Source organism: Cupriavidus sp. YR651 (assembly GCF_900101625.1).
Classification (GTDB): Bacteria; Pseudomonadota; Gammaproteobacteria; order Burkholderiales; family Burkholderiaceae; genus Cupriavidus.
In genome coordinates, this window is sequence record NZ_FMYZ01000002.1 from 15,000 (window position 1) to 38,259 (window position 23,260).

24 protein-coding genes are annotated in these 23,260 nt (G+C 66.3%); 21 read left to right on the forward strand and 3 right to left on the reverse strand.

Going from position 1 to position 23,260, the window contains the following annotated elements:
- The first annotated feature begins 36 nt into the window (after positions 1-36).
- Positions 37-444, forward strand: coding sequence for a response regulator (locus BLR29_RS06140; RefSeq protein WP_092135519.1), 408 nt, complete (start codon positions 37-39; stop codon positions 442-444).
- Between the two features lie 23 nt (positions 445-467).
- Here the strand turns inward: BLR29_RS06140 and BLR29_RS06145 are convergent, their stop codons facing one another.
- Positions 468-1,856: a CHASE3 domain-containing protein gene (locus BLR29_RS06145; protein WP_092136590.1), complete on the reverse strand. Its 1,389-nt coding sequence runs from the start codon at positions 1,854-1,856 to the stop codon at positions 468-470.
- 253 nt (positions 1,857-2,109) lie between these two features.
- On the opposite strand from BLR29_RS06145, the gene BLR29_RS06150 reads away from it, so the two are divergent.
- Positions 2,110-2,277, forward strand: a complete 168-nt coding sequence (locus BLR29_RS06150) for a DUF1328 domain-containing protein (protein ID WP_092135520.1) — start codon at positions 2,110-2,112, stop codon at positions 2,275-2,277.
- 108 nt (positions 2,278-2,385) lie between these two features.
- On the forward strand, positions 2,386-2,814 hold the full coding sequence (locus tag BLR29_RS06155) for a DUF883 family protein (RefSeq protein WP_092135522.1): 429 nt from the start codon (positions 2,386-2,388) through the stop codon (positions 2,812-2,814).
- Positions 2,815-3,194: 380 nt separating this feature from the next.
- Here the strand turns inward: BLR29_RS06155 and BLR29_RS06160 are convergent, their stop codons facing one another.
- Positions 3,195-3,515 carry a DUF1840 domain-containing protein gene (locus BLR29_RS06160; protein WP_092135523.1) on the reverse strand — a complete coding sequence of 107 codons (321 nt, stop codon included), beginning with the start codon at positions 3,513-3,515 and terminating at the stop codon, positions 3,195-3,197.
- 209 nt (positions 3,516-3,724) lie between these two features.
- Here BLR29_RS06160 and argS point away from each other — a divergent pair, with 209 nt between their 5' ends.
- The 5 genes from argS to BLR29_RS06185 all read left to right on the forward strand — a co-directional run bounded on the left by argS (position 3,725) and on the right by BLR29_RS06185 (position 8,975).
- Complete coding sequence (gene argS / locus BLR29_RS06165; RefSeq protein WP_092135525.1) at positions 3,725-5,533, forward strand: arginine--tRNA ligase; 1,809 nt, start codon at positions 3,725-3,727, stop codon at positions 5,531-5,533.
- Positions 5,534-5,690: 157 nt separating this feature from the next.
- Entirely contained in the window at positions 5,691-6,434 is a 744-nt protein-coding gene (locus BLR29_RS06170) for an SPOR domain-containing protein (protein WP_092135526.1), read from the forward strand.
- Between the two features lie 110 nt (positions 6,435-6,544).
- On the forward strand, positions 6,545-7,183 hold the full coding sequence (locus BLR29_RS06175; protein WP_092135528.1) for a thiol:disulfide interchange protein DsbA/DsbL: 639 nt from the start codon (positions 6,545-6,547) through the stop codon (positions 7,181-7,183).
- 161 nt (positions 7,184-7,344) lie between these two features.
- Positions 7,345-8,142 carry an SDR family oxidoreductase gene (locus BLR29_RS06180; protein WP_092135529.1) on the forward strand — a complete coding sequence of 266 codons (798 nt, stop codon included), beginning with the start codon at positions 7,345-7,347 and terminating at the stop codon, positions 8,140-8,142.
- Complete coding sequence (locus BLR29_RS06185) at positions 8,142-8,975, forward strand: helical backbone metal receptor (RefSeq protein WP_092135531.1); 834 nt, start codon at positions 8,142-8,144, stop codon at positions 8,973-8,975. Before BLR29_RS06180 ends, BLR29_RS06185 begins: the two co-directional genes overlap by 1 nt.
- A 122-nt stretch (positions 8,976-9,097) precedes the next feature.
- Here BLR29_RS06185 and BLR29_RS06190 read toward each other — a convergent pair whose 3' ends face one another.
- The gene (locus BLR29_RS06190; RefSeq protein ID WP_092135532.1) at positions 9,098-10,174 is read right to left on the reverse strand and encodes an MBL fold metallo-hydrolase; all 1,077 of its coding nucleotides are present in this window, start codon (positions 10,172-10,174) and stop codon (positions 9,098-9,100) included.
- A gap of 166 nt (positions 10,175-10,340) precedes the next feature.
- On the opposite strand from BLR29_RS06190, the gene BLR29_RS06195 reads away from it, so the two are divergent.
- The 13 genes from BLR29_RS06195 to BLR29_RS06255 all read left to right on the forward strand — a co-directional run bounded on the left by BLR29_RS06195 (position 10,341) and on the right by BLR29_RS06255 (position 23,137).
- On the forward strand, positions 10,341-10,769 hold the full coding sequence (locus BLR29_RS06195) for a MerR family transcriptional regulator (protein WP_092135534.1): 429 nt from the start codon (positions 10,341-10,343) through the stop codon (positions 10,767-10,769).
- A 101-nt stretch (positions 10,770-10,870) separates the two neighbouring features.
- Positions 10,871-12,052, forward strand: a complete 1,182-nt coding sequence (locus BLR29_RS06200) for an isovaleryl-CoA dehydrogenase (RefSeq protein WP_092135535.1) — start codon at positions 10,871-10,873, stop codon at positions 12,050-12,052.
- Positions 12,053-12,136: 84 nt separating this feature from the next.
- On the forward strand, positions 12,137-13,960 hold the full coding sequence (aceK, locus tag BLR29_RS06205; protein WP_092135537.1) for a bifunctional isocitrate dehydrogenase kinase/phosphatase: 1,824 nt from the start codon (positions 12,137-12,139) through the stop codon (positions 13,958-13,960).
- Positions 13,957-14,628 (forward strand): carbonate dehydratase, encoded by a 672-nt coding sequence (gene can, locus BLR29_RS06210; protein WP_092135539.1) that lies wholly within the window; start codon positions 13,957-13,959, stop codon positions 14,626-14,628. The genes aceK and can overlap by 4 nt, the downstream gene beginning before the upstream one ends.
- Before the next feature lie 42 nt (positions 14,629-14,670).
- Complete coding sequence (locus BLR29_RS06215; protein WP_092135540.1) at positions 14,671-15,852, forward strand: acetyl-CoA C-acetyltransferase; 1,182 nt, start codon at positions 14,671-14,673, stop codon at positions 15,850-15,852.
- Between the two features lie 35 nt (positions 15,853-15,887).
- On the forward strand, positions 15,888-16,568 hold the full coding sequence (locus BLR29_RS06220) for an SDR family oxidoreductase (protein WP_092135542.1): 681 nt from the start codon (positions 15,888-15,890) through the stop codon (positions 16,566-16,568).
- A gap of 6 nt (positions 16,569-16,574) precedes the next feature.
- Positions 16,575-17,705, forward strand: coding sequence for an acyl-CoA dehydrogenase family protein (locus BLR29_RS06225; RefSeq protein WP_092135543.1), 1,131 nt, complete (start codon positions 16,575-16,577; stop codon positions 17,703-17,705).
- A gap of 112 nt (positions 17,706-17,817) precedes the next feature.
- Positions 17,818-18,477, forward strand: coding sequence for a 2-hydroxychromene-2-carboxylate isomerase (locus BLR29_RS06230; protein WP_092135545.1), 660 nt, complete (start codon positions 17,818-17,820; stop codon positions 18,475-18,477).
- Positions 18,474-19,157, forward strand: a complete 684-nt coding sequence (locus BLR29_RS06235; RefSeq protein WP_092135546.1) for an HAD family hydrolase — start codon at positions 18,474-18,476, stop codon at positions 19,155-19,157. Before BLR29_RS06230 ends, BLR29_RS06235 begins: the two co-directional genes overlap by 4 nt.
- Positions 19,154-19,579 carry a YchJ family metal-binding protein gene (locus BLR29_RS06240; protein ID WP_092135548.1) on the forward strand — a complete coding sequence of 142 codons (426 nt, stop codon included), beginning with the start codon at positions 19,154-19,156 and terminating at the stop codon, positions 19,577-19,579. Before BLR29_RS06235 ends, BLR29_RS06240 begins: the two co-directional genes overlap by 4 nt.
- A gap of 174 nt (positions 19,580-19,753) precedes the next feature.
- Positions 19,754-21,361: a carboxyl transferase domain-containing protein gene (locus tag BLR29_RS06245; protein ID WP_092135550.1), complete on the forward strand. Its 1,608-nt coding sequence runs from the start codon at positions 19,754-19,756 to the stop codon at positions 21,359-21,361.
- A gap of 34 nt (positions 21,362-21,395) precedes the next feature.
- Positions 21,396-22,313, forward strand: coding sequence for a dienelactone hydrolase family protein (locus BLR29_RS06250; RefSeq protein ID WP_176860892.1), 918 nt, complete (start codon positions 21,396-21,398; stop codon positions 22,311-22,313).
- A 35-nt stretch (positions 22,314-22,348) separates the two neighbouring features.
- A complete protein-coding gene (locus BLR29_RS06255) occupies positions 22,349-23,137 on the forward strand; it encodes an enoyl-CoA hydratase/isomerase family protein (protein ID WP_092135553.1) in 789 nt (262 codons plus the stop codon).
- Positions 23,138-23,260: the final 123 nt, after the last annotated feature.

A 23,260-nucleotide genomic window follows, 5' to 3' on the forward strand; every position in this document is an offset into this window, starting at 1 on the left:
TCGCAAAACCCATTCGTCAGTCCGCCCCCTCACACCATGCCGGAGCAAGCCACGGCCTCCCCGAACCGATCGCTGCGCGTCCTCCTGATCGAGGACTCCGCAGTATTGCGGGGTATGCTCCTGGAGTACCTGACGGCGTTCCCGTTCGTGGAAACGGTGGACTGGGCTGATACGGAAAGCATGGCGCTGCGGCTGGCCACGGATGGCCATTACCACGTGGTGATCGTCGACCTGCAACTGCGCCAGGGTAATGGCATCAACGTGCTGCGGGAGATGCAGCGCGCCGGGCTGTCCGGAATCCGCATCGTGTACACGAACCACGCCCAGGTATCGATGTACCGCCGCCAATGCGCGGAGGCGGGCGCGGACTACTTCTTCGACAAGTCGCTCGAGCTGGAACAAGTGTTCCGGGTCATCGAGGACTACGCCACCTCGGCGTCATAGCGACGCCACCCCCTTCGCCTTCATCACACCTCGGTGTCTTCCGGCGGTGCCAGCACGCTGGTCGTGAGCGGCACTTCGATCCGCACCTCCACGCCCTCGCCGGGTGCCGAGTCGATGTGCATGGTGCCGCCCAGCGCCAGCACGCGTTGCTCCATGCCCAGCAGGCCGTGATGGCCGGCGATGCTGCCGGCTTCGAAATCGGGAGGCAACCCCTTGCCGTCGTCGCGGATGGTCAGCGTCAGGTGGTGGCCGGTGTGTGCCAGGCTGACCGAGACATGCACGGCCTCCGCGTACTTGCTGGCATTGGTCAGCGATTCCTGCACGATGCGGTATAGCGCGATGGCGGCGCTGTCGCGCAATTGCGGCAGCGTCTCCGGGACGTTCACTTTCATTTCCCACTGGTTGCGCGTGCCCACGTCCTCTACCAGCTGGAGAATGGCCTCGCGCAGGCCCAGGTTCAGCAGCACGGTCGGGCGCAGGTCCTCGATCAGCCGGCGCTTGATCTGGATGCCCTGGTCGACGTGCAGCATCACGCGGGTCAACTTGTCGCGCGCCTCCGGATGATTCTCCTGCACGCGCATGCGCACCCAGTGCAGGTCGAGCTTGATGGCGGTCAGGATGGCGCCCAGTTCATCGTGCAACTCGCGCGCCAGCCGGGTCTTCTCGTCTTCGGTCACGCGTTGCAAGTGCGCGGCCAGCGCGGACAGCTGGCGGGTGCGGGAGCGCACCTTGCGGTCCAGCCGGGCGCTTTCCTCTTCCAGCTGGGTGCGGGCGGCCTCGGCCATCGACATCCGGCGCGCATGTCCCAGCCCCACCGTGACCAGCAGCAGGATGTTGATGGCTGTCAGCAGCCCGATGCCGTAGCGCGAAAGCTGGAGATCGTGCTCGGCGGCTTCCAGGTTGTGGGTCACCGTGCCGGATTCGCGCGCCTGCAGTTGCTCCAGCCCGCGCCGGGCGCTTTCCATGGTTTGCCGGCCGAAGTCCGTGCGAATCAGGTCCATCGCCACTTCGACGTCGCGTTTACCGTAGACCAGCGTCAGCGCCATCTCGTTGAGCTTGCGCGTGACGAACTGCGACGCCTCGCCAAACTGCCGCAGGCCCTCGGGATCGTTGGCGTAGTGCTGGCGGATCCGTGCCATCAGCTCGTTGATGTGGGGGAGCGCCTTGTAGTACGGATCCAGGTAGCTGTCCTTGCCGGTCAGGAGGAAGCCGCGCTGGCCAGCTTCCGCATTGACGAGTTCGCCGACCAGCGCTCCGAGATCGCTTTGCAGTTGCTGGGAGCGGATGGCCTCGGTGTAGCCGGCGCGCAGGCGCAGGTTGCCCGTCTCGGAGGCGATCAGCACCGCCAGCGTCAGCACGATGCCGCCTGCAAGCAGCAGGGTGTTCCGGAGCAGGAGGGAATGCTTGGCCATGAGGAGTACCGGTTTCTGGCGTGCGGCCATGGAATCACATCGTCATTGCGGGGTCAATCGTACCGGGCGCGGCGGGCCGGCGCACCCGGCGTGGAGCGATGCGCGTTGTAGGACTCGGCTGACACGGGAATCGGTGTGGTTTCGGTACTGCCTGCCGGGGACGGACCCTAGGATGAGGCTATGAGCTTGCGCACCGTGGCGCAAGCCGGACGCACCACCCGCCGGTGCGCCCGCTAACCTCGGGAGACTGGCCATGCTGCACTACGCACTCGTTTTCTTCATCGTCGCCCTGATCGCCGCGATCTTCGGCTTTGGCGGTATTGCCGCCGGCGCCGTGGAAATCGCGAAGATCCTGTTCTTCATCTTCCTGATCGTGGCGCTGGTGACCTTCGTCATGGGCCTGCTCCGTCGAGGACGATAGGGAGCGCGGCGACCCGCATCCGCCCGCCGGGGGGAGTTGACTGGCAGCAGTGCTGCCAGTGGGCCTCGCTTTGCTTCGCGGGCCTCACATCCGAATAGAGGAGTACCTATGCTCACGCAGAACCCCAAAGTCCGGAAGGAAATCAATCATCTGCACGACAACGCCGACGCGGCCGTACGGCAGATCAAACATGCCGCCCGCGATACCCGCGATGCCGCGCGCGACGCCGCCGGTCCGGTATCTGACGAAGTACGCGCGCTGATCGCCCAGCTCCAGCAGACGATCGATGTGCTGGCACACGAAGGATCGGCGGAAAGCATGGCCGCCGGCCGCCGCCTGCGCATGCGCGCCCAGGACATGGCGGACCGCGTGCGTGCGCGCGGCGCCGACGGGATGCACTGGGCGCGCGACCAGGTGGACGTGGCCGTGGATCACGGTCGTCAACGCGTGGTGGATTCGCCGCTGAAGGCCGTGGGACTGGCCGCGCTGGCAGGTGCCTTCATCGGTCTGCTGCTGGCCGGCCGCCGGGGCGAGTAGCCGTTTTCCGTCGACGATCTCCGTCGCATCAACCGTTTTTCGCTTTACCCCTGTAGCAGAACCCCCTTTCCGGATATCTCCCTGGTCCGGGACGCCCGGTCACCCTAACACGGCGACCGGGCTTTTTTTTGCGCGCGCCGGCCCCGATCCCCAAGGCGAGGGCTGACGGCTTCCATCGGCTTTCCGGCAATGGGCGAGGCGCGGGAATCGGGTGGAAAACGGGCAGGATGCCCGGCGGGGTCAGACGGGGCTGGGAGGGGGAGGCGGCTGGGCGGGGCTGGCGCGCCGGAGACCCGGCGCGGGGATAGTAGGGGGGCAGGCGCCGCACAACGCGACGCATAGGGGCGCCGCTTAAGGCGACGCCCGGATCGGTCAGCGGGTCAGACGCCCCACATCACGTCGGTGCCTTCCTTCTGCGAGGCGCGCAACATGTCGAGGAACGGGTAGGCGCGCTGGCCAAGGTGCAGCGGCTCTTCCTCCTGATCGTCATCCTTGCCGGGATGGACGGAGGTGTCGGCAGGGTGAACCTTCCTGGCGTCCTGGACGGCGGCTTCCAGCTTCTGGATGGCGCGCGGCAGCTCTTCGGTTGTGATCACCCCGCGTTCGCCCAGATGCTTGCCGATGATGCCAAGCAGCGTCATGGCAAGATCCTTCATCATGATCAGGTCTTGCGCCGCGTGGGATTTGAAGGTGATCAGCATGATGTTTCCTTTCACGAGTGGCGATACCCGCGCGCGAAGCACACGAGTCGTCGCATGATGTCAGCATAGCACCTGATAAAATTCCGCGTTTCCCGAATTCCAGAGCCGGTCACGCGACGCGGCGTTCACATGCCGGCCATCCCTGGCCGCCGCGATCGTGAGCGACCCCCGCGGTGCCGGACGCACCCGGCCTCAGGGCCCAGAGATCCATGCTGCCAGTTCAGACCTCCAATCTTGCCGCCGCGTTCACGGACGCCGTACGCGCGCTCGCCCCGGCCGACGCCGCCCTGCCCGCGGTCACCTTCGAGCGTCCCAAGGCGGCCGCCCACGGCGACCTGGCCTGCAACATCGCCATGCAGGTGGCCCGCGCGCTCAAGAGCAACCCGCGCGAACTGGCCCAGAAGGTCGTCGACGCCGTCAAGGCCGATCCCCGCGCGTCCGCGCTGGTGGCCGCGCTGGAAATCGCCGGCCCCGGCTTCATCAACCTGCGCCTGACGCCGGCCGCCCGCGCCGACGTGCTGCGCGCCATCCTGGCCGAAGGCAACCGTTTCGGCGCCCGGCCGGCCGGCGAGCATGGCCAGGTGCTGGTCGAATTCGTTTCCGCCAACCCCACCGGCCCGCTGCACGTGGGCCACGGCCGCCAGGCCGCGCTGGGCGACGCGCTGGCCAACCTGCTGGCCTGGCAGGGCTGGGCGGTCCATCGCGAGTTCTACTACAACGACGCCGGCGTGCAGATCCAGACGCTCGCGATCTCCGTCCAGGCCCGCGCGCGCGGGCTGAAGCCGGGGGATGACGGCTGGCCCGAGGCCGCCTACAACGGCGACTACATCGCCGACATCGCCGCCGATTTCCTGGCCGGCAAGACCGTCGCCGCCTCCGATGGCGAGCCCGTGATGGCGTCCGGCAACATCGAGGATATCGAGTCGATCCGCAAGTTCGCGGTGACCTACCTGCGCAACGAGCAGGACATCGACCTGCAGGCTTTTGGCGTGAAGTTCGACCGCTACTACCTGGAGTCGTCGCTCTACAGCGACGGCCGCGTGGATGCCGCCGTGCAGTCGCTGGTCGCCAAGGGCAAGACCTACGAGAACGAAGGCGCCCTGTGGCTGCGCACGACCGATGACGGCGACGACAAGGACCGCGTCATGAAGAAGACGGACGGCACCTACACGTATTTCGTGCCGGACGTGGCGTACCACACCACCAAGTGGGAGCGCGGTTTCGCCAAGGTCATCAACGTGCAGGGCAGCGACCACCACGGCACCATCGCCCGCGTGCGCGCCGGCCTGCAGGGCCTGGACCTGGGCATTCCCCAGGGCTATCCGGACTACGTGCTGCACAAGATGGTCACCGTGATGAAGAACGGCGAGGAGGTGAAGATCTCCAAGCGTGCCGGTTCGTACGTGACCGTGCGCGACCTGATCGAATGGAGCAACGGCGGCGACGAGACTATCCGCGGCTGCCTGGAAGCGGGCGTGGCCGACTGGCCTGCGCACTTCACGCGCGGCCGCGATGCGGTGCGCTTCTTCCTGCTGTCGCGCAAGGCCGACACCGAATTCGTGTTCGACGTGGACCTGGCGCTGAAGCAGAACGATGAAAACCCGGTGTACTACGTGCAATACGCCCACGCCCGGATCTGCTCGATCTTCGAGGCATGGGGCGGCGCGGACTGGGAAGCCCGCCTGCCGGAGCTGGCCGGCGCCGACCTGGCCGCGGTGACCGCCGCGGACGTGAGCCCGCAGGCCATCGCCCTGGGCCGCCGCCTGGCCGAATTCCCGGACATGCTGGCCGCCGCCTCGACGGAACTGGCCCCGCACGCCGTGGCGTTCTACCTGCGCGACCTGGCCGGCGACTTCCACGCCTTCTACAACGCCGACCGCGTGCTGGTGGACGATGAAGCGGTCAAGCGCGCGCGACTGGCGCTGCTGGCCGCCACGCGCCAGGTGCTGAAGAACGGCCTGGCCGTGATCGGCGTCTCCGCGCCGCAGCGCATGGACCGGGAAGCCCCGGCCAACTGAGCGATGCGCGAAGCGGCGGCGCGGCGTGTCGTCGTGCAGCCGCGTCGCGCGCCGGGCCCGCCACGGGGGTGGTCGCCGTTTCGGAATTTCAGGCCAATATGAGACAGCACCCCACGGGACTGGCTCTATAATCCCCGGCAACACCGAAGAGGACTTCATGCAACAGCAACGCAAGCGCGATCCGCGCCCGCACCGCCCCGTCCGGATGCAGCGCGGCGGTACGTTCCTGGGCCTGGTGCTCGGGCTGATCGTCGGCCTGGCCATCGCCGTGGTGGTCGCCCTGTACATCACCAAGTCGCCCGCGCCGTTCCAGCAGAAGGGCGGCAACGGCAGCAGCGCGCCCCGGCCGAGCGAGCCCGGCAACGTGGCCAGCACGCTGCCCAATCCGGCGCAGCAACCGCAGCAGCAGGGCGAAGCGCAGAGCGATCCCAACAAGCCGTTGTGGAGCAAGACCCCGGCCAAGCCGGTGGGCCAGCCGCCCGAGGCCGCCCAGCCGTCGGCCCCCGCGCCGCAGCAGCCGCCCGTGGCGGTGACCCGCCCGACGGAGGTGCCCAACGGCAAGCCGGCCGAGGCGTCGAAGCCGGCGGAAAAGCCTGCCACGCGTCCGGCGGAGAAGCCGGTGGCGGACCCGATTGCCGAAATCGCGCAGGCCGATGCCAACAAGGTCGGCTATCTGTTGCAGGTCGGGGCCTTCCGGTCGCAGGATGACGCCGATCGCCAGAAAGCCAACCTGGCCATGCAGGGCTTCGAGGCCAAGGTGACCGACCGTGATGTCAACGGCGTGAAGATGTATCGCGTTCGACTTGGGCCGTTCAACCGCATCGAGGAAATGAACCGCGCCCGGGACCGCCTGCAGTCGGCGGGTTTCGAAGCGTCCGTGATCCGCTTTACCAAGCAGTAAGATGGCTGGCGGCCGCGGTGAACCGGAACCCGGTGCCGCGGTCATACGCTGAGTTCGATCCGTCGTTCACCTCGCTTAACTATCCTGCCTAACCAGAAGGCCCTTCAAAGATGAAGAAAATCGCCGCCCTGTTTGCCACGCTTGCCGCTGTCAGCGGCCTGCTGATGACCGCCCCCGCCGCCATGGCCGCGCCGACGGAGGGCAAGGACTACACGGTGCTGAAGTCCCCGCAGCCCGTGCCCGCCGGCAAGATCGAGGTGACCGAGTTCTTCTGGTACGGCTGCCCGCATTGCTACGACTTCGAGCCGGAACTCGAAGCCTGGGTGAAGAAGCAGGGCAAGGATGTGGTGTTCAAGCGCGTGCCGGTGGCTTTCCGCGAAGACCTGCTGCCGCACACGAAGATCTTCTATGCGCTGGAATCGCTGGGCAAGCTGGAGGCCCTGCACGGCAAGGTCTTCGATGCGATGCACAAGGACCGCAAGCGCATGCTGTCCACGGACGAAATCGCCGATTTCATGGCCAAGAACGGCATCGACCGCAAGCAGTGGCTGGACACCTACAACTCGTTCTCGGTGACCACCAATTCGCAGCGCGCCAACAAGATTGCCGATGCCTACAAGATCGACGGCGTGCCGACGGTGGTGGTGCAGGGCAAGTACGAGACCTCGCCGTCCATCGCCGGCACCAAGCCGGCGGCCATCCAGGCCATGGACTTCCTGGTCACGGGCGTCCGCGACAAGAAGCTCTGATCGCCATCGGCTGGCAGGCGTGCTGCGGCGGAGGCCGTGGCAAATTGTCGCAGCCACCTGGCGTGTGATCCCCGACGGCCCGGTGCACGTTTCAGTGCGCCGGGCCGTTTTGCCATGTGGCCATGCCATTCATCCATTCCCGAGTTCGCTATATTGATCCGATGCAAGCCCTGAAAGTCTTCCTTACCGGTGCCTCCAGCGGCATTGGCCAGGCACTGGCCCGTACCTATGCCGCGCAAGGCGCCGTACTGGGTCTGGTGGGCCGGCGCGAGGATGCGCTGCGCGAATTCGCCGCATCCCTGCCCAATCCCGGTGCCGTGCGCGTGTATGCCGTGGATGTGCGCGATGCCGACGCCATGGGCGATGCCGCCGCGGATTTCCTGGCCCACTTCGGTTGCCCGGACGTGGTGATCGCCAATGCGGGCATATCGGTGGGCACCGTCGCCAGCGAGCGTGAGGACCTGGAGGTATTCCGCACGGTCATGGATACCAACTGGTTTGGCGTGCTGACGACGTTCCAGCCGTTCCTGAATCCGATGCGCGAGCGCGCGCCCGGGGCCGGCGGCTGGCGGGGCACGCTGGTCGGCATCGCCAGCGTGGCCGGTGTGCGCGGCCTGCCGGGTGGCGGGGCGTACAGCGCCTCGAAGTCCGCCGTGGTCAAACTGCTGGAAAGCCTGCGGCTGGAGCAGACGCGTCATCGGATCCGCGTGGTGACGATCGCACCGGGCTACATTCGCACGCCGATGACCGCGCGCAACCCGTACCGGATGCCGTTCCTGATGGACGCCGACGTCTTCGCCCGCAAGGCCGTGCGAAGGATCGCCGCAGGCACGCGCTACACGGTGATTCCGTGGCCAATGGGCGTGGTGGCGTCGATCCTGCACGTGATGCCGCTATGGCTCTACGACGCGCTGTTCGCCCGTGCGCCGCGCAAGCCGCGCCGGTCCGGGAGCGCGTGATGTGGACGGACGCGATCGGGCAGTCGCACGCCGTCGCTGCCGGCGAGGTGCGGATCGCATCGCTGGTGCCGTCGGTGACGGAGCTGCTGTTCGACCTGGATCTTGCCGACCGGATGGTGGCGCGCACCGGCTTCTGCATCCATCCCGAGCCTGCCGTGCGTGCCGTGGCCAAGGTCGGCGGCACCAAGGACGTCAGGCTCGACAAGCTGCGCGACCTCGCGCCGACGCATGTGGTGGTCAACATCGACGAGAATCGCCGCGACACCGTCGACGAGATTCGCACGTTCGTGCCGCACGTGATCGTGACCCATCCCTGCACGCCGGAAGACAACGTCGCGCTGTACCGGCTCCTCGGCGGGATCTTTGGTCGCCAGCCGCAGGCGGAAGCGCTGGTAACGGCCCTGCAGGCCGAACTCGACAGCATCCGCGCCAGGTCGTGGCCCGCCCGTCGCGTGCTCTACGCGATCTGGCAGGACCCATGGATGACGGTTTCGCGCGCCACCTACATCAGCCGGATGCTCGCGCTGGTGAACTGGGCCACGTGGCCGGACGACAGCGCGGACTTGGCGGCCTGCGTCGATGGCGACTGCAGCCGTCCCAATGCGCCGGGCGAACGCTATCCGACCTTCCGCTGGAGCGACGCGCTCGTGCGGGACCTCGATGCCGTGCTGCTGTCGACCGAGCCCTATCGATTCACCGAAGACCACGCCGATGCGCTGGAGCGTCAGCTCGGCAAGCCGGTGATGCTGGTCGACGGGGAAATGCTGTCGTGGTACGGCAGCCGGGCCGTCGCCGGGGTGCGCTATCTGAAGACGCTCGCGGAAGGGTTCTGAAATGCAAACGCCCCGACGGATGCCGGGGCGTCTGGGTGTCGGGCCTTGAGGGCTCTGGCCCTAGAGGCGCTATCAGAACGAAGCGATAGCGATTCTGGCCAGGCTGCGCAACGACGGCTGAATCATTTCTTGCGGAAGCGGATCACGCCGTCATCGCCGCATTCCCGCACCAGCTCGCCGCGATGCCAGAGCGCGTGCAAGTGCGCCAGCGCTTCGCCCATCGCGAACGTCAGCTGGTGAATGTCGAACTGGCGCCGGAAGATCACGCCGACGATGTCGTGCGCATTGCACGGCTTTTCCGCGCAGGCGGCCAGTGTTTCGGCCAGGCGATCGACGTGGTGCTCCTGCAGTTGCCGGATGCGGATATGCAGGTTCTGGAACGGCCGGCCGTGCGACGGCAGGATCTTCACATCCTCGGGCAGGTCGGCGTACTTGCCGAGCGAATCCAGGTAGAGCTGCAGCGGATTGGCCTCGGGCTCCATGTCGAACACGCTCACGTTGGTCGAGATCCGCGGCAGCACCATGTCCCCGGAAATCAGCACATGGGTCGCCGGGTTGAACAACGCGACATGTTCCGGGGCGTGGCCGTAACCCGTGATGACGCGCCAGGCGGACGTGGCCGGATCGGTGCCGATCGAGACCGTGTCGCCATCCATCAGGCGACGGTATTGCGTGGGCAGGTCGGGCACCAGCGACGGGTAGTAGCTCTTGCGGGCGCGCAGCTTTTCCAGGTTGTCCGGATCCACGAGCCCATGGCGGGCAAAGTGGCTTGCGGCAAAATCTCCGCCCGCGTTCGAGCCGACGCCCGAGCCGCCGGCCATCACGCGCGCGGACATGTAGTCGCCCAGGCTCATCCACAGCCGCACGTTCCAGTGCTTGCACAGCCAGTGCGCCAGCCCCACGTGGTCCGGGTGGCAGTGGGTCACCAGCACGCGCAGTACCGGCAGGCCCTCCAGCTCGTTGGCGAAGATGGTTTCCCAGTGGGTCTTGATGGTGTCGTTGGTGATGCCGCAATCGATGATGGTCCAGCCGTCCCGGCCATCCAGATGGTCGCGCACGAGCCACAGGTTGATATGGTCCAGCGCGAAGGGCAGCGGCATGCGCAGCCAGTAGACGCCGGGTGCCACTTCCTGCCGGGTGCCGGGCTCCGGCATGGTGTCGCCAAACGGGTATTGAAGCTGGTGTTCGAGTGCGTTCATGGGGAATGTCTCGTCAATCTGGCGCATCGGGCTGCGCTCTTGTCAGGGTCATTGTCAGGCGCCGCAGTTGACGCTAACGTTAACGTCAATTCGCGCATCACGATTCTCAATCTTAGACGAAAAGTTGATCGCGCAACGAACGACCGTTCACTTTTCTGGGCGCACCATGCCGGCACAGCCATCTTCCGCCACTTACACGATCACCGACCTCGCGCGCGAGTTCGACGTCACCCCTCGCGCCATCCGGTTCTATGAGGATCAGGGCCTGCTGTCGCCGGACCGCGAAGGCCCGGGCGGCCGCAAGCGCGTCTATAACGGCCGCGAACGGACCCGCCTCAAACTGACACTACGGGGCAAGCGGTTAGGGCTCACTCTCAATGAAATCCGCGAAATTCTGGATCTCTACGAATCGCCCCGCGACACCGCGCCCCAGCTTGAGCGCTTCCTGCACTCGCTGGCCCAGCACCGCCGGACGCTGGAGCGGCAAATGGAGGACCTGCAGGCCCAACTAGCCGAGATCGATCAGCACGAGCGCCAGTGCAAGTCCCTGCTGGCGTCACACGCCCATGGCCACGCCAAGACCGGTACGGCCTGATTCGCCACTTTTTTGCCCGACACACCGGTTTCAATTGACGTTTACGTAAACGTCAATAGAATATCCGGACGACACCATACCCATACCGACAGGAGACCAACATGACCGAACTGCCAGGCCTGAGATTCGATCTGGGCGAGGACATCGAGATGCTGCGCGAATCCGTGCGCGGCTGGGCCCAGACGGAGCTGGCGCCCCGTGCGGCCGAGATCGACCGGACCGACCAGTTCCCCATGGACGCCTGGAAGAAGATGGGCGACCTCGGCGTGTTGGGGATCACGGTGGCCGAGGAATACGGCGGCGCCAACATGGGCTACCTGGCCCATATGATCGCCATGGAGGAGATCAGCCGCGCGTCGGCGTCGGTGGGGTTGTCCTACGGCGCTCACTCGAACCTGTGCGTGAACCAGATCCACCGCAACGGCTCGGCTGCCCAGAAGGCGAAGTACCTGCCCAAGCTGGTCTCGGGCGAATGGATCGGCGCGCTGGCGATGAGCGAGCCCAACGCCGGGTCGGATGTGGTCAGCATGAAGCTGCGGGCCGATCTCAAGGGCGACCGCTACGTGCTCAACGGCACCAAGATGTGGATCACCAACGGTCCGGACTGCGATGTGCTGGTGGTCTACGCCAAGACCGAGCCGGACCTGGGCGCGCGCGGCATGACCGCCTTCATCGTCGAAAAGGGCATGAAGGGCTTTTCGGTCGCGCAGAAGCTGGACAAGCTGGGCATGCGCGGTTCCCATACGGGCGAGCTGGTGTTCCAGGACGTCGAAGTGCCCATCGAGAACATCCTCGGCGCGGAGAACGGTGGCGCCAAGGTGCTCATGAGCGGGCTCGACTATGAGCGCGCCGTGCTGTCCGGCGGCCCGGTCGGCATCATGCAGGCCTGCATGGATGTCATCACGCCGTATATCCATGACCGCAAGCAGTTCGGCCAGAGCATCGGCGAATTCCAGCTGATCCAGGGCAAGGTGGCGGACATGTACACCACGCTGCAGGCCGCCCGCAGCTACCTCTATACGGTGGGGAAGAACCTCGACGCGCTGGGCTCCGGGCACGTGCGCCAGGTGCGCAAGGATTGCGCCGCCGTGATCCTGTACACCGCGGAAAAAGCGACCTGGATGGCCGGCGAATCCGTGCAGATCCTCGGTGGCAACGGCTACATCAACGATTACCCGACCGGTCGCCTGTGGCGCGATGCCAAGTTGTACGAGATCGGTGCCGGCACGTCGGAGATCCGCCGGATGCTGATCGGCCGCGAGCTTTTCTCCGAAACAATGTGATGCAAGCGCCGTTCGGTGGGGCGCGGAAGCGGCCACCGAACGCGCATACAATCTCCTGACCGCCATCCTCTGCCCGTCCGAGTCATGTCGCACTTCCCCAAGCTGCTCTCGTCGCAGATTGCCTACGATGTGGCGCGGACCATGCTGGACGGGTTCGACAAGCACTATCGCCTGTTCCGGGAAGTCAGCCATGCGGCCAAGCTCCGCTTCGAGGCGGGCGACTGGCATGGCCTGCAGCAACTGCAGCGCGACCGCATCGCGTTCTACAACGAGCGCGTGCGCGAAACCAGCCTGATCCTGCAAGAGGAATACGACGCCGAGCGCATCGAGGACGGCATCTGGCAGCAGATCAAGCTGCATTACATCGGACTGCTGACCAAGCATCATCAGCCGGAACTGGCCGAGACGTTCTTCAACTCGGTCTGCACGCGGCTGCTGCACCGTTCGTACTTCAACAACGATTTCATCTTCGTGCGGCCGGCGATCTCGACCGAGTACATCGAGAACGAGGAATCGCCGACCCGGCCGACGTTCCGGGCCTACTACCCGGGCAGCCGCGAAGGCATGGCCGCCTGCTTCGAGCGGGTCGTCCACAACTACCAGCTCGAGCGACCATTCGAGGACCTCACGCGCGACATCGGCTACGTGGTGCGCGCCGTGACCGAGCACTTCGGCGAGTTCCGGATCGCCCCAAATTTCCAGGTACACACGCTGTCGTCGCTGTTCTTCCGCAACAAGTCGGCATTCATCATCGGCCGCGTGCTCAATGGCGACCAGACCTATCCGCTGGCAATCCCGATCATCCACGGCCCGTCCGGCAAGCTGATGCTGGACACGGTGCTGCTGCGCCAGGAACAGCTGCTGATCCTGTTTTCGTTCGCGCACGCCTATTTCATGGTCGACATGGAGATCCCGTCGGCCTACGTGACTTTCCTGCGCGACCTCCTGCCCCGCAAATCGCGCGCGGAAATCTACACGTCCCTGGGTTTGCAGAAGCAGGGCAAGAACCTGTTCTACCGGGACTTCCTGCACCACCTGCAGCACTCGTCGGACAAGTTCATCAGCGCGCCCGGCATCAAGGGGCTGGTGATGCTGGTGTTCACGCTGCCGTCATACCCGTACGTGTTCAAGGTCATCCGGGACTTCTTTCCGGCGCCGAAGGAAACCACGCGCGAACTGGTACAGTCGAAGTACCAGCTCGTGAAGCAGCACGATCGCGTGGGCCGCATGGCCGATACGCTCGAATACTCGGACGTGGCCTTCCCGCTGGCGCGCTTTGACGAGGCGCTGGTGCGCGAGCTCCACCAGCACGCGCCGTCGATGATCGAATATCAGCGTGGCAAGGACGGTGGCGAGGAAATCGTCGTGCGCCACGTCTATATCGAGCGCCGCATGACGCCGCTGAACCTCTGGCTGCAGGAGGGCACCGACGAGCAGGTGGAGCACGGCATCATCGAATATGGCAACGCCGTGAAGGAGCTGATCGCCGCGAACATCTTCCCGGGCGACATGCTCTACAAGAACTTCGGCGTGACGCGCCATGGCCGCGTGGTGTTCTACGACTATGACGAGATCGAGTACCTGACCGACTGCAATATCCGCCGCGTGCCGGAACCCCGCAACGAGGAAGAGGAAATGTCCGGCGAGGTGTGGTACACCGTACATCCGCACGATATCTTTCCGGAGACCTATCGCACCTTCCTGCTGGGGGACCTCCGCGTGCGCGCCGCCTTCCTGCGGCATCACGAAGATTTCTTTGACGCCACCATGTGGCAGCACCACAAAGACCGGCTGCTGGCCGGACATGTCCATGACTTTTTTGCCTACGACAGTAAAGAGCGCTTCATCAATCGCTACGGCCCCGGCGCGGGCCAGCCTGCAACAGATCTCGCAAGGAGGGCAGCATGAGTGACGCCATCGCCCAGCTGTTCCGCAACAACCGCGAATGGGTGGACCGCGTCAACGCGGAAGACCCCACGTTCTTCACGCGCCTCGCCAACCAGCAGGCACCGGAATACCTGTGGATCGGCTGTTCCGATTCGCGCGTGCCCGCCAACCAGATCCTCGGCCTGGCACCGGGCGAGGTCTTCGTCCACCGCAACATCGCCAACGTGATCTCGCACAGCGACCTCAACGCGCTGTCCGTGCTGCAGTTCGCGGTGGATGTGCTCAAGGTGCGCCACATCACCGTGGTGGGCCACTACGGCTGCGGTGGCGTGAAGGTGGCACTCAAGCGCCAGCGCGTCGGCCTGGCCGACAACTGGCTGCGCCACGTGCAGGACGTGGCCGACAAGCACTCGGCCTATCTCGGCACGGTGCTGCGCGAGGACGACGCCCACACGCGCCTGTGCGAGCTGAACGTGATCGAGCAGGTCAACAACGTCTGCCAGACCACGGTGCTGCAGGACGCCTGGGACCGCGGCCAGGCCCTGACCGTGCATGGCTGGGTCTACGGCGTGTCCGACGGCCTGCTGCGCGACCTCGGCATGGCCGCCAGCAGCAACGATGAACTTCAGGCGCAACTGGCCGCCGCCTACCGCCAGTTCGGCGATCCGCCACAAGCATCGATCCGCTGATTCCGACATCCCGGGCCACCCCCCCGCCTTCAGGAGACCGACATGCAAGACCCGATCGTTATCGTATCCGCCGCCCGCACCCCGATGGGTGCGTTCCAGGGAGAACTCGCCAGCGTGACGGCTCCCCAGCTCGGTGCCGCCGCGATTCGCGCCGCCGTCGAGCGTGCGGGGCTGAAGCCCGAGCAGATTCAGGAAGTGGTGTTCGGCTGCGTGCTGCCAGCCGGCCAGGGCCAGGCCCCGGCCCGTCAGGCGGCCCTGGGCGCGGGCTTGCCGCTGGACGTGGCGTGTACCACCGTCAACAAGATGTGCGGGTCCGGCATGCGCGCCGCGATGACCGTCCACGACGGCCTGCTGGCGGGTTCGTTCGAGATCGCCGTGGCCGGCGGCATGGAGAGCATGACCAACGCGCCGTACCTGATTCCGAAGGGGCGCGGCGGCTATCGCATCGGCCACGGCATGATCTACGACCACATGATGCTGGATGGCCTGGAGGACGCGTACGACAAAGGCCGCGCGATGGGCACCTTCGGCGAGGACTGTGCCGCCAAGTACCAGTTCACGCGCGAGGCGCAGGATGCCTTTGCGATGGAATCGGTGCGCCGCGCGCAGCAGGCCACCGAGCGCGGCGACTTCCGCTGGGAGATCGCCCCGGTGACGGTGTCCGGCAAGGCCGGCGACACGGTGATCGACACCGACGAAGGCCCGCGCCGCATCAAGGTCGACAAGATTCCCTCGCTGAAGCCCGCCTTCGCCAAGGACGGCACCATCACGGCCGCCTCGTCGTCGTCGATCAATGACGGCGCGGCCGCGCTGGTGATGATGCGCGAATCCACCGCGAAGGCGCTGGGGCTGCAGCCGCTGGCCCGCATGCTTGGCCACACCTCGCACGCGCAGGCGCCGGGCTGGTTCACCACCGCGCCGGTGGAAGCCATCTCCAAGCTGTATCGCAAGCTCGACTGGAACAGCGACAGTGTCGACCTGTTCGAGATCAACGAAGCCTTTGCCGTGGTGCCGATGGCCGCGATGCACGACCTCAGGATTCCGCGCGAGAAGGTCAACATCCACGGCGGCGCCTGCGCGCTGGGCCATCCGATTGGCGCATCGGGCGCACGCATCATGACCACGCTGATCGGCGCGCTGCGCAAGACCGGTGGCAAGCGGGGCGTGGCCAGCCTGTGCATCGGCGGCGGCGAGGCCACCGCGGTCGGTATCGAACTGCTCTGATCCCTCCACCCACATCGAAGAACAGGAGTCTCTCCATGCCCACAGCCCTCGTCCTTGGCGCATCGCGCGGTCTGGGTCTCGAGTTTGTCCGCCAGTATCGTGCCGATGGCTGGCGCGTGATCGCTGCCGCGCGCAGCGATGAAGGCGTGGCGGAACTCAAGGCCCTCGGCGCGGAAGCCCACAAGCTGGACGTGACCGATGCCGCCGCCATGGCGGGACTGGGCTGGAAGCTGGACGGCGAATCGCTGGACGTGGCGATCTACAACGCCGGCGTGATCGGCCCGCGCACGGAAGGCGCGCAACCGGTCACGCGCGAGGACTTCGATGCCGTGATGCACACCAACGTGCTGGGCGCGATGATGGCGCTGCCGGTGATGCTGCCGTTCGTCGAGACCGGCAACCAGGGGCGCGGCGGCGTGCTTGCCGTGCTGTCGTCCCGCATGGGCAGCATCAGCGCGATGGACAGCAATCGCAGCTGGCTCTATCGCGTCAGCAAGGCGGCGGCCAATGCCGCGCTGAAATCGATCTCGCTCGATGCGCGTCATGCGACCTGCGTGGCGCTGCATCCCGGCTGGGTGCAGACCGACATGGGCGGCCCGAAGGCCGATATCACGGCGCGGCAGAGCGTGTCCGGCATGCGCCGCGTGCTGGCCGGCGTGACCCATCGCGATAACGGCAGCTTCCACAACTACGATGGCACCGCCATCCCCTGGTAAGACGACATGCTGCTGACCCCCGAACAGGAAATGATCCGCGACGCCGTCCGGCAGTTCGCGCAGGAAGTCATCGCGCCGCAGGCGGCGCAGTGGGACCGCGACAAGACGTTTCCCAAGGACGTCCACAAGGAACTCGCGGCGCTGGGCGCCTATGGCGTGGCCGTGCCGGAAGAACTCGGCGGTGCCGGGCTCGACTACCTGTCGCTGGCGCTGATCCTGGAAGAGATCGCGGCCGGCGATGGCGGCACCTCCACGGTCATCAGCGTGAACAACTGCCCGGTGTGCAGCATGCTGATGTCGTTTGCCGACGATGCGCAGAAGCAGCAGTGGCTGGTGCCGCTGGCGCGTGGCGAGATGCTCGGCGCGTTCTGCCTGACCGAGCCGCACGTGGGCTCGGATGCATCGGCGCTGCGCACCACGGCCCGGCGCGACGGCGACCACTACGTGCTGAACGGCGTGAAGCAGTTCATCACCAGCGGCAAGCATGCCGATGTGGCGATCGTCATGGCGGTCACCGACAAGGCCGCCGGCAAGCGCGGCATCAGCGCCTTCCTGGTGCCGACCGCCACGCCGGGGTACATCGTCGCGCGCCTGGAAGACAAGCTGGGCCAGCATTCGTCGGACACCGCGCAGATCGTGTTCGAGGACTGCCGCATCCCCGCCGCGAACCTGCTGGGCGAGGAGGGCGCCGGCTACAAGATGGCGCTGTCCGGCCTCGAGGGCGGCCGCATCGGCATTGCCTCGCAGAGCATCGGCATGGCGCGCGCCGCGTTCGAGGCCGCGCTGGCCTACGCCAAGGAGCGCGAGAGCTTCGGTCAGCCGCTGTTCCAGCATCAGGCCGTGCAGTTCCGCCTGGCCGACATGGCGACGCGCATCGATGTGGCCCGCCAGATGGTGTGGCACGCCGCCGCGCTCAAGGATGCCGGACGCCCCTGCCTGAAAGAGGCCGCGATGGCCAAGCTGTTCGCCAGCGAAATGGCCGAGGCCGTTTGCTCGGATGCCATCCAGGTGTTCGGCGGCTACGGCTACGTGAATGATTTCCCGGTCGAGCGGATCTATCGTGATGTGCGCGTCTGCCAGATCTACGAAGGCACCAGCGACATCCAGAAGATCCTGATCGCCCGCGCGCTCGGCTGACGCGCCGCGCACGGATTCGCCCCGCAAGAAGAAGACCCGAAGGACGCAGCACAGAAAGACGCAGCACCGTTAGCCCAGTCGTCACTGAATCCTGAACCGGAGCCCGCTCGCCATGACCGCACCGATCGATTTCTACTTCGATTTTTCCTCGCCCTACGGCTACTTCGCCAGCACCCGCATCGACGAGATCGCGCAGAAGCACGGCCGCTACGTGGTGTGGCATCCGATCCTGCTGGGGGTGGTGTTCAAGACCACGGGGTCTTCGCCGCTGCCGAGCATTCCGCTCAAGGGCGAATACTGCTGGCGCGACTTCGAGCGCACGGCGCAGTTCCACGACATCGACTACAAGCGGCCCACGCATTTCCCGCTGCCGACGCAGCATGCCGCGCGCGCGATGCTGTGGCTGCACAACCAGCACGGCGCGGACAAGGCCACGGCCTTCGCCAAGGCGGTCTATCGCGCGCTGTTCGTCGATGACATCAATATCGCCGAGCCCGCGGAGCTGGCCAGGCTGGCCGAGGCGCTCGGCATCGACCCGATCGCCATGAATGAAGGCGCCACGAGCTACCAGATCAAGGACCAGCTGAAGGCCGAGATCGACGTGGCGATGGCCAAGGGCGTCTTCGGGTCCCCGTTCGTCATCATCGACGGCGAACCGTTCTGGGGCTTCGATCGCTTCGACCAGGTCGAGCAACATCTGAAGAGCCGTCGGCAGACCGAACTGCGCGCCGTCGGCGGCAACGACATCACCAAGGAAAAGAAACCCGCATGACCGCAGCAAACCAGCCCGCACGCTTTGATTGTGTCATCTTCGACTGCGACGGCGTGCTCGTCGACAGCGAGCCCATCGTCCATCGCGTGCTGAACCGCGTGCTCAACGAACTGGGCATCGAGATCACGCTGGAGGAGTCCACGCGCTGGTTCCTCGGCAAGGCCGTGCGGGACGAGCTGGGCAACATCGAGGCGCGCCTCGGCAAGCCACTGTCGCGCAATTTCCTGTCCGAGTGGTTCGTGCGGCGCGATGCCGCGCTGATCGAGGAACTGGAAGCGGTGCCGCACATCCGCCCGACGATCGAGGCTATCAAGGCAAGCGGCCTGCCGGTTTGCGTGGCGTCTGGCGCGGACCGTATCAAGGTCAAGCTGCAACTCGGGCACACGGCGCTGATCGACCTGTTCACCGACGGCGATGCGCGCGAGCACATCTTCACCGCCACCGAGGTCGAGCACAGCAAGCCGGCGCCCGATGTGTACCTGCTGGCCGCCCGCACGATGGGCGTGGACCCGTCGCGCTGCGCGGTCGTCGAGGACAGCCCCACCGGCGTCACGGCGGGGGTCGCCGCGGGCATGACCGTGTTTGGCTACGCCGCGCGCACCAACGCGGACGAACTGCGTGCGGCCGGCGTCAAGACGGTCTTCACCGACATGCGCGACCTGCCGGAGCTGATCGGATGAGCGCGCGTCGCCCGCCGCGCGCCAGCGCCGAGCCCTGCCCGTGCGGCAACGCCGACTATGCGGCGTGCTGCGGCCGCTTCCATCGCGGCGAGGTGATGCCCCCCAACGCCGAGGCCCTGATGCGCTCGCGCTACAGCGCCTATGTGCTGAACAACCTCGACTGGTTGCGCCAGACCTGGCACGCCACCACCTGCCCGGGCGACCTGGCCGCCGATACGGGTACGCGCTGGCTCGGGCTGGCAGTCAAGGCGCATGCGCAGCAGGACGATACGCATGCCACGGTGGAGTTCGTCGCGCGCTACAAGGTGGGCGGCCGTGCATGGCGGCTGCATGAGCGCAGCCGTTTCGTGTTCGAGCCGCGCGAGGCTGGCACCACGCCGCGCTGGCTTTACGTCGATGGCGAGATGATGGAGAAATACTGACTCCGGCTCATGGAGGCGCTTGTCAGGATGAAGCGATAGCGGTTCTCGCCGGACGCGGCCGCAGGCAGTACAAGTGGTAAGGCAAGGGAGTGTGGCAACGCCGGCAACGACGCCCGAATCATGTGGATCGTGCCGCCTGCGGCGCTCCGGGATCAAGACAAAACAGGAAGAGACATGCCCACGCTGGAAACCAAACTGAACGCCCGCTCCGAAGCCTTCAAGGCGAACGCGGAGTCCATGCAGGCGCTGGTGGCCGATCTCAAGCAGAAGATCGCGAAGCTGGCCGAGGGCGGCGGCGAAGACGCGCGCGCCAAGCATCTGTCGCGCGGCAAGCTGCTGCCACGCGACCGCGTGCAACAACTGCTGGACCCGGGTACGCCGTTCCTGGAACTGTCCCAGCTGGCCGCGTACGACATGTACGACGATGCGGCCCCCGGCGCGGGCATCATCACCGGCATCGGCCGCGTGGCCGGCCAGGAATGCGTGATCGTCTGCAACGACGCCACGGTCAAGGGCGGCACGTACTACCCGCTGACCGTCAAGAAGCACGTGCGTGCACAGGAGATCGCCGAGCAGAACAATCTGCCCTGCATCTACCTGGTGGATTCCGGCGGTGCCAACCTGCCGAACCAGGATGACGTGTTTCCGGACCGCGACCACTTCGGCCGCATCTTCTACAACCAGGCCAACCTCTCCCGGCAGGGCATTCCGCAGATCGCCGTGGTGATGGGTTCGTGCACGGCGGGCGGCGCCTACGTGCCGGCCATGAGCGACGAGTCGATCATCGTCAAGAACCAGGGCACGATTTTCCTGGGCGGCCCGCCGCTGGTGAAGGCGGCCACCGGCGAGGAAGTCAGCGCCGAGGACCTGGGCGGTGCGGATGTGCACACGCGGCTCTCCGGCGTGGCCGACTACTTCGCGCAGAACGATCACCACGCGCTGTCGCTGGCACGCAATATCGTCCAGCACCTGAACCGCCGCAAGCCGGACCAGATCCGCCTGCACGAGCCCGTGGAGCCGCTGTATCCGCCCGAGGAACTCTATGGCGTGATTCCGACGGATACCCGCAAGCCGTACGACGTGCGCGAAGTCATCGCGCGGCTGGTCGATGGTTCCGATTTCGACGAATTCAAGGCGCGCTATGGCACCACGCTGGTCTGCGGCTTCGCGCGCATCTGGGGCTACCCGGTCGGCATCATCGCCAACAACGGCATCCTGTTCTCGGAGTCGGCGCTCAAGGGCGCCCACTTCATCGAACTGTGCTGCCAGCGCAAGATCCCGCTGGTGTTCCTGCAGAACATCACCGGCTTCATGGTCGGCCGCAAGTACGAGAACGAAGGCATCGCGCGCAACGGCGCCAAGATGGTGACGGCCGTGGCCACGGCGCAGGTGCCCAAGTTCACGGTCATCATCGGCGGGTCGTTCGGCGCCGGCAACTACGGCATGTGCGGCCGCGCGTATTCGCCGCGTTTCCTGTGGATGTGGCCGAACGCGCGGATCTCGGTGATGGGTGGTGAGCAGGCCGCCAGCGTGCTGGCCACGGTGCGCCGCGACGGCATCGAGGGTCGCGGTGGCCAGTGGAGCGCGGAGGAGGAGGAGGCGTTCAAGGCGCCGATCCGCGACCAGTACGAACACCAGGGGCACCCGTACTACGCCAGCGCACGGCTGTGGGATGACGGCGTCATCGATCCGGCGCAGACGCGCACCGTACTCGGCCTGGGCCTGTCGGCGAGCCTCAATGCGCCGATCGGCGACATGAAGTTCGGCGTGTTCCGCATGTAACGGCCGACGCACGCACCTGGTATCCATCGTCATCATGTCCCGACTTGCCTCCATCGTTTTCGGCATTGCCGCGCTGGTCTGCCTCGCGCAGCACGGCACGGCTGTCGCGCAGGCGCCGTTGCCGCCGCGCACGATCGAGCAGGTCGTGATGGTGCCGAAGGCCGGCGCGCTCTTCTCGGTGGATCTGGAGACGACGATCTTTCGTCCGGCCGGCGACGGGCGCTATCCGCTGGTCGTGATCAATCACGGCAAGGCGCCAGGCAAGCCGGCCTTCCAGGGCCGCGCGCGCTTTGCCGCGCAGACCGCGGAGTTCCTGCGGCGCGGCTACGTCGTGGCCCTGCCGATGCGCCAGGGCTTCTCGAAGTCCGGCGGCGCGTATATCGGCGGCGGCTGCAATGTGCGCGACAACGGCATGATGCAGGCGGAGGACGTGGTGGCCGCGCTCGATTACCTCGTGCGGCAACCGTACGTGGACCCCACGCGGATCATCGTGATCGGGCAGTCGCATGGCGGCCTGTCGACCATGGCGTTGTCCACGATCGGCTATCCGGGCGTGCGCGGCGTCGTGAACTTCGCCGGCGGCCTGCGCAACGACAACTGCGTGGGCTGGGAAGGCAATCTGGTCGACGCGTTCGGCGAATATGGCCGCGGCGCGCGCTATCCCTCGCTCTGGGTGTACGGCGACAACGACAGCTACTGGCCGTGGCCGTTGCCCGAGCGCATGTTCAACAACTACAAGGCCCATGCCACGGGCGCCGCCGCCGATGCGCGGTTCGTGGACGTGGGCGAGTTCGAGGGTGATTCGCATCGGCTGTTCAGCAGCCGAAACGGCATCGCGATCTGGCTGCCGGAGGTGGAAACATTCTTCCGCCAGCTCGGCCTGCCGTTCGATCGCACGCCGGACGCCGCCGATCCTGCCGGGCGCGGGTCGTCGACGGATCGCGCCTCCTGAGATACGCACGACAACATCCGTCATCGGAGAGAGACATGAATTTCACCACGCTCACGGTCACTGCCGCCCATCACGTCGCCACGATCACGCTGAACCGGCCCGACGTGCGTAACGCGTTCAACGAGACCGTCATCGCGGAACTGACCGGCGCCTTCCGCGCGCTGGGCGACACGCCCGAAGTACGCGCCATCGTGCTGGCCGGCAACGGCCCGGCGTTCTGCGCGGGCGCGGACCTGAACTGGATGAAGAAGATGGCCGGCTACTCGGACGACGAGAACCGCGCCGACGCGCTGACGCTGGCGCAGATGCTCCACACCATCTGGGTCTGCCCCAAGCCCGTGATCGCGCGGATTCATGGCGATACCTACGCCGGCGGGGTCGGGCTGGTGGCGGCGTGCGATATCGCCGTGGCTGCGGAGCCCGTCAGCTTCTGCCTGTCGGAGGCGCGCCTGGGCCTGCTGCCGGCCACCATCAGCCCCTATGTGATCCGTGCGATGGGCGAGCAGGCCGCGCGCCGCTACTTCATCACGGCCGAGCGCTTCGACGCCGCCGAGGCCCTGCGGATTGGCTTTGTCCATGAGGTGGTGCCCGTCTCGGGGCTCGACGCGCGCGTGGCCGAGATTGCCGCCGCGCTGGTGGCCAACAGCCCGAACGCCGTGCGCGAGAGCAAGCGGCTTGTGCAGGAAGTGGCGGGAAGGGCCATCGACAATGATCTGCTGGCCGATACCGCCAACCGCATCGCCGCCATCCGTTCGTCCAGCGAGGGGCGCGAAGGTGTGCGCGCGTTCCTCGAAAAGCGCACGCCGTCGTGGCGTCCCCAGTAATTTTTATCGACCGTTGACGGGCGTTGCTGGCGAGAAGCCGGTGGTGGAGCGGTTCATGCTGCACTGCACTAGCCAAGATCGCACAACATCCGCCAACGTGTCGCCAACGCGCTGACGGCGCCC

Coding starts and splice junctions, on each gene's coding strand:
- BLR29_RS06240 (WP_092135548.1), top strand. CDS start 19,154: ATGAGCGCGCGTCGCCCGCCGCGCGCCAGCGCCGAGCCCTGCCCGTGC.
- BLR29_RS06185 (WP_092135531.1), top strand. CDS start 8,142: ATGTGGACGGACGCGATCGGGCAGTCGCACGCCGTCGCTGCCGGCGAG.
- can (WP_092135539.1), top strand. CDS start 13,957: ATGAGTGACGCCATCGCCCAGCTGTTCCGCAACAACCGCGAATGGGTG.
- BLR29_RS06230 (WP_092135545.1), top strand. CDS start 17,818: ATGACCGCACCGATCGATTTCTACTTCGATTTTTCCTCGCCCTACGGC.
- BLR29_RS06235 (WP_092135546.1), top strand. CDS start 18,474: ATGACCGCAGCAAACCAGCCCGCACGCTTTGATTGTGTCATCTTCGAC.
- BLR29_RS06155 (WP_092135522.1), top strand. CDS start 2,386: ATGCTCACGCAGAACCCCAAAGTCCGGAAGGAAATCAATCATCTGCAC.
- BLR29_RS06200 (WP_092135535.1), top strand. CDS start 10,871: ATGACCGAACTGCCAGGCCTGAGATTCGATCTGGGCGAGGACATCGAG.
- aceK (WP_092135537.1), top strand. CDS start 12,137: ATGTCGCACTTCCCCAAGCTGCTCTCGTCGCAGATTGCCTACGATGTG.
- BLR29_RS06150 (WP_092135520.1), top strand. CDS start 2,110: ATGCTGCACTACGCACTCGTTTTCTTCATCGTCGCCCTGATCGCCGCG.
- BLR29_RS06225 (WP_092135543.1), top strand. CDS start 16,575: ATGCTGCTGACCCCCGAACAGGAAATGATCCGCGACGCCGTCCGGCAG.
- BLR29_RS06160 (WP_092135523.1), bottom strand. CDS start 3,515: ATGCTGATCACCTTCAAATCCCACGCGGCGCAAGACCTGATCATGATG.
- BLR29_RS06220 (WP_092135542.1), top strand. CDS start 15,888: ATGCCCACAGCCCTCGTCCTTGGCGCATCGCGCGGTCTGGGTCTCGAG.
- BLR29_RS06190 (WP_092135532.1), bottom strand. CDS start 10,174: ATGAACGCACTCGAACACCAGCTTCAATACCCGTTTGGCGACACCATG.
- BLR29_RS06215 (WP_092135540.1), top strand. CDS start 14,671: ATGCAAGACCCGATCGTTATCGTATCCGCCGCCCGCACCCCGATGGGT.
- BLR29_RS06250 (WP_176860892.1), top strand. CDS start 21,396: ATGTCCCGACTTGCCTCCATCGTTTTCGGCATTGCCGCGCTGGTCTGC.
- BLR29_RS06170 (WP_092135526.1), top strand. CDS start 5,691: ATGCAACAGCAACGCAAGCGCGATCCGCGCCCGCACCGCCCCGTCCGG.
- BLR29_RS06195 (WP_092135534.1), top strand. CDS start 10,341: ATGCCGGCACAGCCATCTTCCGCCACTTACACGATCACCGACCTCGCG.
- BLR29_RS06140 (WP_092135519.1), top strand. CDS start 37: ATGCCGGAGCAAGCCACGGCCTCCCCGAACCGATCGCTGCGCGTCCTC.
- BLR29_RS06175 (WP_092135528.1), top strand. CDS start 6,545: ATGAAGAAAATCGCCGCCCTGTTTGCCACGCTTGCCGCTGTCAGCGGC.
- BLR29_RS06245 (WP_092135550.1), top strand. CDS start 19,754: ATGCCCACGCTGGAAACCAAACTGAACGCCCGCTCCGAAGCCTTCAAG.
- BLR29_RS06255 (WP_092135553.1), top strand. CDS start 22,349: ATGAATTTCACCACGCTCACGGTCACTGCCGCCCATCACGTCGCCACG.
- BLR29_RS06180 (WP_092135529.1), top strand. CDS start 7,345: ATGCAAGCCCTGAAAGTCTTCCTTACCGGTGCCTCCAGCGGCATTGGC.
- BLR29_RS06145 (WP_092136590.1), bottom strand. CDS start 1,856: ATGGCCAAGCATTCCCTCCTGCTCCGGAACACCCTGCTGCTTGCAGGC.
- argS (WP_092135525.1), top strand. CDS start 3,725: ATGCTGCCAGTTCAGACCTCCAATCTTGCCGCCGCGTTCACGGACGCC.